This window comes from Aeromonas sp. ASNIH7, from assembly GCF_002903485.1.
GTDB lineage: Bacteria > Pseudomonadota > Gammaproteobacteria > Enterobacterales > Aeromonadaceae > Aeromonas > Aeromonas caviae.
In genome coordinates this window covers 4,009,478-4,022,875 of record NZ_CP026226.1, presented here as the reverse complement: position 1 = coordinate 4,022,875, position 13,398 = coordinate 4,009,478, and the positions used below count along the sequence as shown (strand labels likewise).

Annotated in this window: 11 protein-coding genes and 2 pseudogenes; 5 read left to right on the top strand and 8 right to left on the bottom strand. The window is 62.0% G+C overall.

Annotation, left to right across the window (positions count from 1 at the left end):
• Nucleotides 1-70: 70 nt before the first annotated feature.
• A pseudogene (dacB, locus tag C2U47_RS18980) lies at nucleotides 71-1,503 on the top strand (D-alanyl-D-alanine carboxypeptidase/D-alanyl-D-alanine endopeptidase).
• Between the two features lie 216 nt (nucleotides 1,504-1,719).
• Nucleotides 1,720-1,977, top strand: a complete 258-nt coding sequence (locus tag C2U47_RS18975) for a GrxA family glutaredoxin (RefSeq protein ID WP_010674029.1) — start codon at nucleotides 1,720-1,722, stop codon at nucleotides 1,975-1,977.
• 59 nt (nucleotides 1,978-2,036) lie between these two features.
• Here the strand turns inward: C2U47_RS18975 and C2U47_RS18970 are convergent, their stop codons facing one another.
• Nucleotides 2,037-2,246 (bottom strand): DUF1653 domain-containing protein, encoded by a 210-nt coding sequence (locus C2U47_RS18970; protein WP_103261843.1) that lies wholly within the window; start codon nucleotides 2,244-2,246, stop codon nucleotides 2,037-2,039.
• Nucleotides 2,247-2,602: 356 nt separating this feature from the next.
• Here C2U47_RS18970 and C2U47_RS18965 point away from each other — a divergent pair, with 356 nt between their 5' ends.
• A complete protein-coding gene (locus C2U47_RS18965) occupies nucleotides 2,603-3,817 on the top strand; it encodes a pyridoxal phosphate-dependent aminotransferase (RefSeq protein ID WP_005302243.1) in 1,215 nt (404 codons plus the stop codon).
• Between the two features lie 65 nt (nucleotides 3,818-3,882).
• On the opposite strand, the gene C2U47_RS18960 is transcribed toward C2U47_RS18965, so the two are convergent.
• From C2U47_RS18960 to C2U47_RS18930, 7 genes and pseudogenes are all read right to left on the bottom strand, one after another.
• Nucleotides 3,883-5,358 (bottom strand): YfcC family protein, encoded by a 1,476-nt coding sequence (locus C2U47_RS18960; RefSeq protein WP_103261842.1) that lies wholly within the window; start codon nucleotides 5,356-5,358, stop codon nucleotides 3,883-3,885.
• A gap of 162 nt (nucleotides 5,359-5,520) precedes the next feature.
• On the bottom strand, nucleotides 5,521-6,714 hold the full coding sequence (fabV, locus tag C2U47_RS18955; protein ID WP_041212832.1) for an enoyl-ACP reductase FabV: 1,194 nt from the start codon (nucleotides 6,712-6,714) through the stop codon (nucleotides 5,521-5,523).
• 202 nt (nucleotides 6,715-6,916) lie between these two features.
• Nucleotides 6,917-7,141, bottom strand: a complete 225-nt coding sequence (locus C2U47_RS18950; RefSeq protein ID WP_069652667.1) for a hypothetical protein — start codon at nucleotides 7,139-7,141, stop codon at nucleotides 6,917-6,919.
• Complete coding sequence (locus tag C2U47_RS18945) at nucleotides 7,138-8,991, bottom strand: hypothetical protein (RefSeq protein ID WP_223916910.1); 1,854 nt, start codon at nucleotides 8,989-8,991, stop codon at nucleotides 7,138-7,140. The genes C2U47_RS18950 and C2U47_RS18945 overlap by 4 nt, the downstream gene beginning before the upstream one ends.
• 29 nt (nucleotides 8,992-9,020) lie before the next feature.
• Nucleotides 9,021-9,989, bottom strand: coding sequence for a hypothetical protein (locus C2U47_RS18940; protein ID WP_223916912.1), 969 nt, complete (start codon nucleotides 9,987-9,989; stop codon nucleotides 9,021-9,023).
• Nucleotides 9,986-10,354, bottom strand: coding sequence for a hypothetical protein (locus tag C2U47_RS18935; protein WP_103261841.1), 369 nt, complete (start codon nucleotides 10,352-10,354; stop codon nucleotides 9,986-9,988). The genes C2U47_RS18940 and C2U47_RS18935 overlap by 4 nt, the downstream gene beginning before the upstream one ends.
• Nucleotides 10,351-11,313, bottom strand: a pseudogene (locus C2U47_RS18930) (tape measure protein); the annotation flags it as partial. The pseudogene C2U47_RS18930 and the gene C2U47_RS18935, both read right to left, overlap by 4 nt.
• 641 nt (nucleotides 11,314-11,954) lie before the next feature.
• Here C2U47_RS18930 and C2U47_RS18925 point away from each other — a divergent pair.
• Nucleotides 11,955-12,293, top strand: coding sequence for a hypothetical protein (locus tag C2U47_RS18925; RefSeq protein ID WP_103261839.1), 339 nt, complete (start codon nucleotides 11,955-11,957; stop codon nucleotides 12,291-12,293).
• 68 nt (nucleotides 12,294-12,361) lie between these two features.
• On the top strand, nucleotides 12,362-13,078 hold the full coding sequence (locus C2U47_RS18920) for a hypothetical protein (protein WP_103261838.1): 717 nt from the start codon (nucleotides 12,362-12,364) through the stop codon (nucleotides 13,076-13,078).
• The last annotated feature ends 320 nt before the right edge of the window (nucleotides 13,079-13,398 follow it).

Below are 13,398 nucleotides of genomic sequence, written 5' to 3'. Positions count from 1 at the left end.
CCCGGCAGTCACCCGGTTTGATTATCGGGGCGGTTTCTGATGCCGCCCTTTCGTTCAGTTAGAGGATCCTATGCAGCGGCTGTTGATTGGTTTTTGTGCTCTCTTTTCTCTGGCGGTCCAGGCCGCCCCGCTGACCCCGCCCAAGGGGGGCCAGTACGCCGTCATCGTACAGGGCAACAACGGGGTGGAATTTGCCCGTCACGCCGATGACATGATAGCCCCCGCCTCCACCATGAAGGTGCTCACCGCGCTCGCCGCACGCCTCGAACTCGGTGCCGACTTCCGCTTCGCCACCGACATCCAGGCCCAGCCCGGCGCCAAACAGGGCACTACCATCAACGGCGACATCTGGATCAACTTCGTGGGCGACCCGACCCTGTCGCGCATGGATCTGGTTGCCCTATTCAAACAGTTGGGCGTCACCCGCATTCAGGGCAACGTCTATGTCAACACCGGTGCCTACAACGGCTATGAGCGTGGCAACGGCTGGTCCTGGGGGATCAGACCCTCTGCTTCGCCGCCCCCGTCTCCTCGGTCATCATCGACAAGAACTGCGCCTACGGCACCATCACCGCCACCCAGATTGGCAAGCCTGCGGTGGGCAACGTGGCCACCGGCGTGCCCATCGGCATCGGCGCCGACAACGTGGAGGTGATGAGCTATGGCGACATGGCGCGTCAGTTCTGCGCTCTGGAAGTAGACATGGCCAAGGGCAACTTCTACGAGCTCAAGGGCTGCATCACCCCGAACAAGGAGCCACAAGGGCTGCGCTTTGCCATCCATGACGTGGAGGCCTGGGGCTGGGACAACATCCGTTGGGCCATGAACCGCGCCGGGATCAGCCACGACGGCCTGCTGCGGGTCACCCATCAGGCCCCTGTCGGTGCCCAGACCCTGGCGACCCACTACTCTGTCTCCCTGCCGGTGATGCTCGCCAAGATGTTGAAAAAGTCCGACAACCTCTACGCCGATACCTTCCTCAAAACCGTGGGGCGTCACTACTACAACAAGCCGGGCAGCTATCGCAGCGGCACCATGGCGGTGCGCGCCATCCTGACCAAGCACGGCATTGACCTTGGCAACGCCACCCTGGCCGACGGCTCCGGCCTCTCCGCCCACAATCTCATCAGCGCGCGCCAGATGTTGTCGGTGCTTAACTTCATCCAGAAGAACGATGCCGAGCTCGACTTCATCAAGCTGCTGCCAAGCTCCCAGGTGGACGGCACCCTGGCCTGGCGCCGCAGCGTCACCGCCCCCATGATGAAGAACAAGGTGCACGCCAAGACGGGCACCATCACCGGCACCTCGAACCTCGCCGGCTTCATCGACACCGCAAGTGGCCAGCGCAAGGCCTTCGTGATGTTCCAGCGCGGCCTGTCGCAAGACCCCGCCACCCACGAGCGCTATCGCGCCAGCAAGGCCCCCTGGCCCTGGACCGTCTTCGAAAAAGGCGTGCTGGAGAGCATCTACCAGCAGCAGCCCATCCAGATCGCCGAGCAGTGATGAACGATATAGGTGGCCTTGCCAGCAAGGCGGCCCCCATTCCCCGGCCTTGGGGCGAAACAGGGGCGCTGGCGCCGTCATCAGCAGCGGGCGCAATCGGAGATGGCGAACGTAAGCATCGCTATTTTCAGCTTTGACTGACAGGGCGCCACGGCTATGCTGTGCCAGCCTCATCTCAATGGCCTTCTTCAACGGCTTGTTTAATGGAGAGAAAAGATGTTTGTAGAGATTTTTGGTCGTCCCGGTTGCCCCTATTGCGTGCGTGCCAAGCAGATTGCCGAGCAACTGACCGAGGAGCGCGATGACTTCGAGTTCCGCTACGTGGATATCAACGTGGCCGGGCTGACCAAGGACGATCTCGCCGCCAAGGCGGGCAAGCCTGTCACCACTGTGCCGCAGATCTTCCTGGATGAGCAGCACATCGGCGGCTGCACCGATTTTGAGGCCTATGCCAGAGCCAATCTGGGTCTGTAAGCCCCGACACCATGAAAAAAGGCGCCTCTGGCGCCTTTTTTCATGTCGTCAAACCTGCCTCAGGCCACCGGCGTGAAGCGGCTCACCACCTGTCCCTGATGTTCAATCCACTCCATGAACATGGCGACGGGGCGGGCATAGACCTGACCATCCTGTTCGGATTGATAGATCACCAACTGCTCCTGGGTTTCGGTGTGCAAAGCCAGGGCCAGAACCAGGTAATAGCCCCCCTTGAAATGGCGGTAGCGACCGGTGGCGGGTGCCTGCATGAGTGAACCTCGAGAGCGGGAAGATGAGCCCCCGTGCCTGCGTGCTCCCCTGGCAGACCGACGGGTCGGGGCCTTTTTTACCCCAGCCAATCGTGCCAGATGGGGGAGATATTTCAATACACTCATGTTGCTTTATGAATCTGCCCCTCATCTTTCACTAATCTACCAAAGAGAGGCAAACGATCATGCTGGATTTAACATTTCAACAACCCTGTTTCAGGGGTAAATATCAGGGATTTATTCCATAAATTAGATTGTTCTAGCATTCAATTCTGTGAAGAATAGGGGCAGAGAAATTTGATACTAAAAACAGCTTTTCTGCCAACGCGCCCCACGGGGAAGGAATCACGCTCACCATGTTCACTATCGACAAGTCGCACAAGCTCGACGATGTCTGCTATGACATCCGCGGCCCGGTGCACAAAGAAGCTCGCCGTCTCGAAGACGAAGGTCACCGCATCATCAAGCTCAACATCGGCAATCCGGCCCCGTTTGGCTTCGAAGCACCGGAGGAGATCATCAAGGATGTGATCCTCAACATGCCCCAGAGCCAGGGCTACTGCGACTCCAAGGGGCTCTTCTCCGCCCGCAAGGCGGTGATGCAGTACTACCAGCAAAAAGGGATGCGCAAGGTTGACATCGACGACATCTACATCGGCAACGGTGCGAGCGAGCTCATCGTGATGGCGATGCAGGCGCTGCTCAACAACGGCGACGAGATGCTGGTGCCCTCCCCCGACTACCCGCTCTGGACCGCAGCCGTCACCCTCTCCGGCGGCCATGCGGTGCACTACCGCTGTGACGAAGGGGCCGACTGGTATCCGGATCTCGACGACATCCGCGCCCGCATCACCCCGCGCACCCGCGGCCTGGTGCTGATCAACCCCAACAACCCGACCGGCGCCGTCTACGGCAGCGAGTTTTTGCTTGAAGTGATCGAGATCGCCCGTCAGCACAACCTCATCATTTTCGCCGACGAAATTTACGACAAGATCCTCTACGACGATATCTCCCACACCAGCGTCTGCACCCTGTGCGACGATGTGATGGTGGTGACCTTCAACGGCCTCTCCAAGGCCTACCGCGCCTGTGGCTTCCGCCAGGGCTGGATGGTCATCACCGGTCCCAAGGGTCGTGCCAAGGGTTATATCGAGGGGCTGGAGATGCTGGCCTCCATGCGGCTGTGTGCCAACGTGCCCATGCAGCACGCCATCCAGACCGCCCTTGGGGGCTACCAGAGCATCAACGAGCTGATCCTGCCGGGGGGCCGCCTGCGTCGCCAACGGGACAAAGCCTGGGAGCTTTTGAACGAGATCCCCGGGGTCTCCTGCGTCAAGCCCAAGGGAGCGCTCTACATGTTCCCGCGCCTCGACCCCAAGGTGTATGACATCCGCGATGACCAGAAGATGGTGTTCGACCTGCTGCAGCAGGAGAAGCTCTTGCTGGTGCAGGGCACCGGCTTCAACTGGCCGGCACCGGATCACTTCCGGCTGGTGTTCCTGCCCCGGGAAGAGGAGCTGGAAGAGGCTATCGGTCGCCTCGCCCGCTTCCTCAAGGGCTACAAGCAGTAAGCAAGGCTCATGAAAAAGGCTCCCGCGGGAGCCTTTTTGTTGTCTGTCGTTTTCTATCCGCGCCATCAGCCGTGCAGCAGGGCCCCGGCCACCAGCACCACCATGGTGATCAGAGCCACCCCGATGATGAAGGGCAGCACCCAGCGCACGAAGCGATCGTAGGGGATCCTGGCGAGCGACAGCCCCGCCACCAGGTGGGCGGCGGTGGGGGCGAACAGGTTGATCCAGCCGGAGGCGGACTGATAGGCGGTGATCACCAGATCCCGCGAGATGCCGGAGAAGTCCGCCAGCGGCCCCATCAACGGCATGGAGACGGTCGCGAGCCCCGAGGTGGAGGGAATGAAGAAGCTCAGGATGGTGTGCACCAGATAGGCCATCAGGATGAAGACCGACGACGACAGCCCGCTCACCAGCCCCTCGGCCCAGTGCAAGATGGTGTCGATGATGACGCCGTGCTCCATCACCACATAGATGCCGCGCGCCACCGCCACCACCAGGGCCACCCCGATGAGATCCCGCGCCCCGTTCAGGAAGGTCGCCACGTAGTTGGACTCCGGCATCCGGTTGATGAGGGCAATCAGGATGGAGGCGCTGAAGAACAGGGTAGAGAGCTCGTCGAACCACCAGCCCAGGGTGGGCAACAGATCGATGCCCAGATCGGACCAGGGCACCACCGCATAGATCATCAGCAGGAAGGTGCCGAAGAAGACCAGCATGGTGAGCTTCTGCTTGCCGCTGAAGGCGAGGTTGCCGCTCTTCATCTGGGAGAACTCGTCGTCATAAACGATGTCGGCCAGCACGGAGCGGGACTTGTCCTGCTGCACCTGCCTGGCGTAGCGCATCACGAACCAGGAGGCGAAAATCACCAGCAGCAGCCACTGGATGACCCGTAGCCCTATCCCCTCACCGATGGGGATACCCGCAAAGCCGGAGGCGATGCCGGTGGCAAACGGATTGACGGTGGAGGCTAGCACCCCGACCCCGGAGCCAAGCAGGATGATCCCCGCTGCCACCATGCGATCGAAGCCCGCCGCCATCATCACCGGCACGATGAGTGCCCAGAAGGCCACCGTCTCCTCCGCCATGCCGAAGGTGGAGCCGCCGAGGGCGAACAGGGCGATCAGCACCGGGATGAGCAGCCGCTCGCGCCCGGCGAAGGTGCGCACTATGGCCCCGACCCCGGCATCGAGCGCCCCGCTTTGCATGGTCACCGCCAGAAAGCCGCCGATGATGAGCACGAACAGTGCCACGTCCGCCGCCTTGTGAAAGCCCTGGATGGGCGCCTTGAGCACATCGAATACCCCCTGGGGTTGGGAGGGGAGCTCGGTGTAACTGCCGGGTACCGGCAGCAATCGCTCGTCACCGCTGTAGTCGGCCACGGCCGCCGCCGCAACCGGCTGCTGGGTCTTGGCCGTCACATAGTTGTATTTGCCCGCCGGCAGCACCCAGGTGAGGGCCGCCATCAGGGCGATGATGATGAAAAGCAGGGTATAAACCGTGGGGAGCTGGCGCTTCTTGGGCGCCTCATGGGTTGTGGTCATGACTTTCGTACCTCGGCGGTGCCGTCTGTGATCCGGACAGCGCAAGCCTAGCGGGTTTGTTCGGGGAAAAAGGTGATCGCGGATAATAAACCTGAGGCAACAGGTTGAGCCTGCTGCAAAAAAACAGGGCCCCGCAGGGCCCTGTCTGTGCTGACGACCGACTTACAGCTCGACCACGTCGAATTGCACGTCCGGATTCACGTCCGCATCGTAGTCCACCTCGTCCAGACCGAAACCGAACAGGCGCAGGAACTCCTGCTTGTAGCCGGTGTAGTCGGTCAGTTCACTGAGGTTCTCGGTGGTGATGGAGGGCCAGAGATCACGGCAGGTCTGCTGCACGTCTTCACGCAGTTCCCAGTCATCCATGCGGATGCGGGCCTGCTCGTCCAGCGCCATGTCGGCGCCGTACAGGCGGGTGCGCATCATGCGGTCCACCTGCTCCATGCAACCCTCGTGGATGCCCTTCTCCTTCATGATCTTGAAGGCCATGGAGATGTAGAGCGGCATCACGGGAATGGCAGAGGAGGCCTGGGTCACCACGGATTTGAGCACGGCCACGTGGGCGGTCCCCCCCTTGGCGGCCAGATCGCCACGGATGGCGGTGGCGGCGCGGTCCAGATCTTCCTTGGCGCGCCCCAGGGTACCATGCCAGTAGATGGGCCAGGTCAGGTCGGTACCGATGTAGGAGTAGGCCACGGACTTGGCGCCGTCAGCCAGCACACCCGCATCGCGCAGAGCCGCCATCCACAGTTCCCAGTCCTGGCCGCCCATGACGGTGATGGTGCTCTGGATCTCTTCCTCATTCGCCGGCTCGACGGTGGCCGTGATGATCTGATCCTTGTTGGTGTCGATGGCGGTGGAGGTGTAGACCTCGCCGATGGGTTTGAGGGCGGAGCGCACCACTTCGCCGGTGTCCGGCAGCTTGCGCACCGGAGAGGCCAGGGAGTAGACCACCAGATCAATCTGACCCAGATCCTGCTTGATGAGCTCGATCACCTTGGCACGGCACTCGTGGGAGAAGGCATCGCCATTGATGCTCTTGGCGTAGAGGCCGGCCTCTTTGGCGGCCTTGTCGAAGGCGGCGGAGTTGTACCAGCCGGCGGAGCCCGTCTTGGTCTCGGAGCTCGGCTTTTCGAAGAAGACACCGATGGTGGCAGCTCCGCTGCCGAAAGCTGCGGCAATGCGGGAGGCCAGACCATAGCCGGTGGAAGCGCCGATCACCAGCACCTTCTTGGGGCCATTCTCGATGGCGCCCTTGGCTTGGGTGTAAGCGATCTGGCGACGAACATTGGCTTCACAACCGACCGGGTGGGTGGTGGTGCAGATAAAGCCGCGAACCTTGGGTTTGATGATCATGTGTTGTCTCTTATCCGTTTGATGGATGAAATCGGGGCATAAGATACCTCATTGCGGCCAGTTATGGTGCTCTGATGTGTTGATGTAGCCCGCCGCGAAAAATGAAAAAATCTTCTGGGTAAAACGACAAACAGAGTTCAGCCGCATTTATCAAACTCGGTGAATCAGGAATCACCCAGTTTGAAAGACGCTTAACAGGGGTTTAAACCTCGATTTCATAGGTTGGTAAATCAGGCGCGGGCCCTATGATAGCACCACTCTGATAGAACGCCTTCTGGCCGATGGCCACCCCTCCCCCTCGCACGATCACCACGCCCCCGCCTGGGGTCTCCAGCGTGGTGCTGGTGCCCGTCGTTGCGGTGACGGTACCGACCAGCAACGGGTCGGCACCGGGTATCAGTGCCTGGAACTGCTTGAACAGGTTCATACAAATCGCTCCACACTCAGTTGCTGGCGCACCGTCATGGCTCGGCCCTGCATTCCAGCCGCGACCCTGACCCCTCGGTTAAAGCCCTTCCAGCCATCGACCGCCAGCAACGCACCGGGCAGGATGAGCCCGGTGTCGCTTGAGAGCGGCAGTTCGATGGTCTGGGTGCGCCTCGGCATGGTCTTGGCCAGCCCCACCACACCTTGGGCGCGAGCTGCCACCACATCGCACACCAGCGGGTGGGTGATGGCCGGTGCCTGCCGATCCCCTGCCGTGCCTTGGCGCAGCACCCGGGCATTGATGCCCTGATGGCCACCGCTGACATAGATGCCATTCGCCGCCTGCCCCGGCTGGAAGTCGCTGCCCAGCGTCGTGATGATGGCGCGGGGGATGGCCACGTCTGCCAGCGCCCCGTCGAGCTGCCAGGGGACGGTCGGATAGCGCGGCTTGATGACCAGGTGCCGCTCGCGCTGGTGCGGCAGCACGAACCCGCCCGCCGCATCTGCCAGGTACTTGATCGCCTCGATGGGAGTCTGGCTCTCCAGACTGAAGAAGCCGCCGGGTACCAGCCAGTCCGGTGCCTGCCAATCCAGAGTCCAGCCGTAAGGCAGCAGCGCCTCCGCGAGCTGGGCCATGGTAGCAGCCCCGATCTCACTCACCGCCAGGGGTAACACGTGGGTTGGCGACAGGTAGGCGGTGCGAGAGCGACCGGACAGGGTGGCGGATTCGCGGGCAAAGCTCTGGCTCGACTGCCAGCCATCGCACACGCACTCCCACTGCTGCCCGTTAATGTGGATGCGCACCTCTTCCTCATCGGTCAGGGCCGCCGCCGCGATGCGCGGGATCTGGGCCGTGAACTGCCAGGCCCAGGAATCGGTATCGAGCTCGATGCTCAGCGAGGTGGCTGGAATGTCGGTCCCATCCCTGACCCGCACAATGCTTGCTGCGTTGCTCACCAGGTAAACCCTCCGGGTTGGAATAACGATGTGGGCCTGCCCGAACCAGACGAACTCAAGGCGGGCATCGGCCCGTTGCCGGCCAAACACCAGCGCCTTGGTGCGCTTGTCCGGCCGCTCCGGCTTGATGGGCGGCTTGGGGGGCGGGCTGGTCCCCCAGGGGGGCTGCATCGCCTCCTCCCACCGCTCCAGCCAGCCCTTGTGCAACGGCAGGCCGGGCTGCCAGCGCTGATCGCGCAGGGTGACGCCGAGCGGGGTGGCCTCCTGCCAGCTGCCTGGCTGCCATACCTTGTCCTGGCGCGGGGGGTTGCGAAACCCACTCACCTGCCAGCGCCCCACCGGGGCCCCCTCGACCCAGAGCGAACGGGTCTCGGCATGGCCTGGGGGTAGGCTGTCGAACCCATGGCCATTGTTTGCGCCGATGGCCTGCCCCTCGTCGAACGGCACCCGCACGGTGCCATCCTTCCGGGGCAGCTGCTCGGCCAGGCCGGTCCACTCGGTCTGCAGGGGGCGGGCCTCCTGCCAATGATTCTGACAGGGGGCGGGAACGAGGGCTGGCTGCTGCCAGTCGCTTTGTACTGCCCGGGTCACCAGCGCGGCCCGCTCAAAATGATCGGTGCTGGTGTGGCTCGGCCCCCGGAACACGTTGATGTCGTGGCCGGCCTCGATGGCAGGCAGCAGGGGGCGGGCCGTGCTGGCCAGGGTCGCCTCGATCACCACGGTAGCCGTGACCGTCACTGCCGGGGCGGCCAGCTGGCCGATCAGTACGCCTGGATGCACCGCGACACCGGCCACGGCTGGCAGCGTATGAGCTACCCGCCCCTGCAGCGTGGCGGGCAATATCAGGCCAGGGGAGCAGGCGAGCGAGGGCGGCAGGCTGGCCCCCCGCAGCACCGCCAGCCAGCTCGTGACATAGGCCGCATTCAGTTCGAGGTGGCCGCGCCGATGGTGATGCTGAGCGTCCCCGGCTTGACGCCCGTCCCGAGGAACAGGCCCCGACTCGGGGCGATGCTGGCCACGGTCGAGAAGGTGACCAGGGCCTTGCCGGAATCCACCAGGCTGGCCAGCTCGCCGGCGGCGGTCAGATCCACCGCCGGGGTCTCGCTCCTGGCCGCCGGCACCAGCTGGGTGAAGATGGTCTTGGCCTTCACCTGCATGGCCCCGAACGCCGCATTTTCCGCGAGCTTGGTGGTGGCGAAGTAGTTGGCCGCATCGGCCACCACGGTCTCGCGCAGGGCGGTCTTGAGGTTGGTCACCACGTCATAGGGGGTCGGCTGCTCCCCCTCGAAGGTGTAGCGCAGCGGATCCGCCAGCTTGCAGGTCACCACGTTGCGGGTGAACTCGGGCACCCCGGGGATCTGGAACTTGGCCAGTTGCTGGGTCACCTCCAGCACCCGCACATACTGCTCGAACTCGCCGGCCTTGCCCTCGTTGCCGACCAGCACCAGGGTCTCCCCCACCTCCGGCAGGCGCACCTCGACGCGCTGGAAGAAGCGGATCGCCCGCTGCCCTTCCAGCTGGGTGTCGTACAGGAAGCCGCGCCACTTGGGCCCACGGGCCAGGTAGCGCTCCAGCACGTCACGGGCGGCGGCGCGGGTGTCGTGGTGATCCTCGGTGCTCATCAGGGACAGCCCCACGTTCGGGTCGCTCGGCGGCAGCAGCACCGTGGTGTTGGCGCCGTAATAGGTGTCGGTGTTGTCGGTCTGCACCGTCAAGAAGGCCTTGCGCAGGTTGACCACCCCATATGCGCGGTCGAGATCGCTGATGTCGGGGAACAGGCTGTTGTGCTCGCCGCTGACGGACTCGTGGCCGGTCACCCGGCCGCCGCCATCGGGGGTATCCGTCAGCCGCTGGCTGGCCAGCAGCTTGATGTCGCCGGAAAGAATGCTCATCGGATCACCTCGGTGAAGTTAAGGGTCAAGGCATAGGGCTCACCCGCCTCGGGGTCGGCCATCTCGATCAAGGGGGTGGCCACGACGCCGGGCCGGCGCCAGAACACCTCCCTCTGCAGCCCGTCGAGCAGGGTCAAGGTCATCAGCTGGGCCACCTGGGCCTCCAACGCCTTGAGTGCGAGCACGGTGGCACGTGGGCAATGACCCACCAGGGTGATGGGGCGCCCTTCCGGTTTGGCCGTCTCCTCGACCAGGAGGGCGCCAGAGAGCGTCGGCGTGACCACTTGTTCGACGGGGGCCCAATCGAACTCGTCGCGCCAGATGAGATCATCGGGCAGGTGCAGCCCGTTTAAGGTGACGTTCATGAGCGCAGTCCCTGCTGTTTAAGGAGGTTGATAAGGGCGGCGGCATTGGCCTCATCGGCCTGCACCTCGGCCTTGGCACCGTTCGATGCACGCAGCTCGATGATGATCCGCTGGGGTTGCCCCGGGTTGACCGAGGTTTGGGGCAGGCTTGATGGCCCGACTTGGCTGACGGTCGAGGTGGGGGCTTGCGCCTGCTGGGTCTCTTTCGCCTGGGCTTTGCTCAGCTCCTGCTGGAGTCTGGTGCGCATGGCCTCCATCTCCTTCTGGAACTTCTCGCCGTAATACTTGCTCCACTCGCTGTAGGCCGGAATGTCCCTGACCTTCTGGCTGTAGCGGGCCAGCTCCTCTTCCACGCCCGCGAGCGTATTGGCCAGGGCATCGGCGTTGCCCCGCAGGTTGTTGATGTCCACGGTCTTGTAGAAGAACGAGCCAGCGCCCACGGTGCGGGTGACCTCTCCCCGGCCACTGCCCGCACCGCCCCCGCCACCGGCCGAGGCCACGGCGTTGCCGGTCTGCACAGCTTCGTCCTGCACGCCGCGAAGATTGGAGCGCATGGCATCGGTGGCACTCTTGGCCTTGGCGGCGGCGGTGTCGAAGCCATCGCCGATCGCCGCCACCGCCTGTTTGGCATCGCCGCTGCCCCCCTTCACCTTGCTCATGGTGTCGGCCGCGATGGCCATGGAGCGGGTGATGCCATCCCCGGTGAGCTGGCCCTGCTTGGCCATCGCCTGCATGCGCTCGATCACCGCGTCGATTTCGGCCTTGTTCTTCGCCTGGTTGAACGCCGCCGCCAGGTACTCCTCACAGGCCGCCGAGCTGGAGCCGCTGTGCTGCACCAGGGTATCCAGGGCGCCAAGGGTCTCCTTGAAGCTCTCACCAATGCGACCATTGGCCCGCTCGAAGTCCAGCCCCAACGCCGCAAAGGCCTTGGCCAGTTCTGCAGCCCCATCGGCGCTTTGGCGGGTGGCTTGTCCCATCAACTGCTGCTCGCTCACCATGGTCTGCGCGGCCTGGGTGGAGCGACTGTCCAGTAGCAACAGGGTCTCGACCACCGCAGCCAACTGTTGGCCCCAGCCCTGCCACTGGGGGGTGGATTGGGCCAGCAGTTCGCCACTCTCGGGCAGGCTCTGCTGCAATGCCTCCTGCGCGTCGGTCAAGGTGGCCGTTGCCGTGGCCGCCTGTGCACTGCCGGGGCCAAGAGCCTCCAGCTCGGTCAGTAGACCTTGCAGCTCTTCGCGGCCAACAACACGGGCAACCAGCTCCAGCGCGAGTTTGAGGGTTCGGGGGTCTGACATGGGCAGCCTTACCAATAAGTGAACAGACATGCTCATTCTGCCCATGCAAGGCGATGCCAAGGGGTTATGGTGGATTAAAAAAAGAACGCCACAAGGAGGTGAAACGCTAGAATGAAAGGAAGGATGTGTGATATTTTGCCACTCCATCCCTGCATAAAGGGAGGGTTAACAGCCAATATTTGTATGGTTTACAAGCGAATTCGTGTGTACTCAGCCTCTTCTTGGCGCTAAGCTTGCTGGCAAGCTTAGCGCCAAGAAGAGGCTGAGTGACCAACTGTCAGGCACGGCAACAAAGGAGGTGCAACATGACAATCTCGATGCACTCTTTACTGCAAAAAACTGAAGTGGTGAAAGAGGTCAGCAATAACAGCTTTCCGCGCCCCATCCAGATCCGCCGTGATATCACAAGATACAATCAGCCAAGATACATAGTGCTGTGGCGTGATGAGTTTGAAACCAAGCGCAACGACAGCAGTGCCGAAAGCTACTACATCGAACCGATCGCAGAGCTGTTAGTCAAGAATGACAAGCTCCGTTATGCCGTCAAACCGTCGAGTCACCACAGAGTTAACTCACGTTTTGACGAGGCGGTAAAATGCGCAGTCAACGAAGCGCTGACCCAAGAGCTGCAACTGCTGGCATAAACAAAGAGTGGTAAAAGCCTGATCTCCGAATCAGGCTTTTTTATTTTTGAGACAAGTCCGGGAAGACTATGGCCCCCAATCTGGTTCAGACCTACCGCAAACAACTCGATACCGACCCCGAAGGCATGACAAATGAGGTGACCTTTCAGCACTTCATGATCGCCCGACGCAAATTGGCAATACTGGCGCTGACTGAATATCGCATGAGCGACGACAGCGACTTTTCATGCTGTCTGGTGGTAACCGAGCTGGGGGTGGATGAGTGGCTGACCGACGCTATCGAAGATGACAGCCAGTGGAGCGAGGAAGAGCTGCTAGCCTCTGTCGCAGATGCCCGCACCGGCAACGATACTGTTGTGGGCCGCTTTGTTTATAACCCGGTACAGCTGACCATCAATGCAGAAGCGCAAGATCAACAGGGTATTCAAATCCGTGGCGCCTTTATCGACCCGGATTACCGCAGCGGCCTTGCCCGACAAGTGTATCAATATCTGCGGGGAAAATATGGCTGCGTGGTCAGTGATGATATGCAAACCCTGAGCGGGGCCCTGCTCTGGTTGATTGGTATCAATCAACTCACCTCACAATGTATTGAAGTTTACGACGCACAGCGTCAGTCCATTCGCGGCTATCTCGACTACCCCATCAAACCGGGCAGCTTCAAACCCTGGTGCCTCACCGGATTAACCCACCAGCAAATCACCCAAGAGAGCAGCAGCAAGTTTGATGTCGTCGATTATGCAGAACAGGACGACAAACGCCATATCCTGTTTCTTTTACGCTGACCCCTATGTTGCCGCAACCATCGATTGCGGCAAACTCTCCCCTTCCTGTTTATGTCCCTCTTCGCAGCAGCTGGCCACCTTAAGAGTGGCCAGCTGCTGCGTCGTTTCGGCGGCAGTCATGTCAGAAAGTGGGCGTAGGTGCGATTAGCCGGCAGGCGTAATCGGACATTCGCCAAGCCTCACCCGCCAAAGCGGCCAGGTCCTCGCGGCCGGTGACCTTGGCCGCCAGCTCCAACGCGAGTTTCAGGGTAGAGGACGTGGACATGAGGCATTCCTGAGAGATTCAGATATGCCCCATGGTAAAGGGATTACCGTGGGCT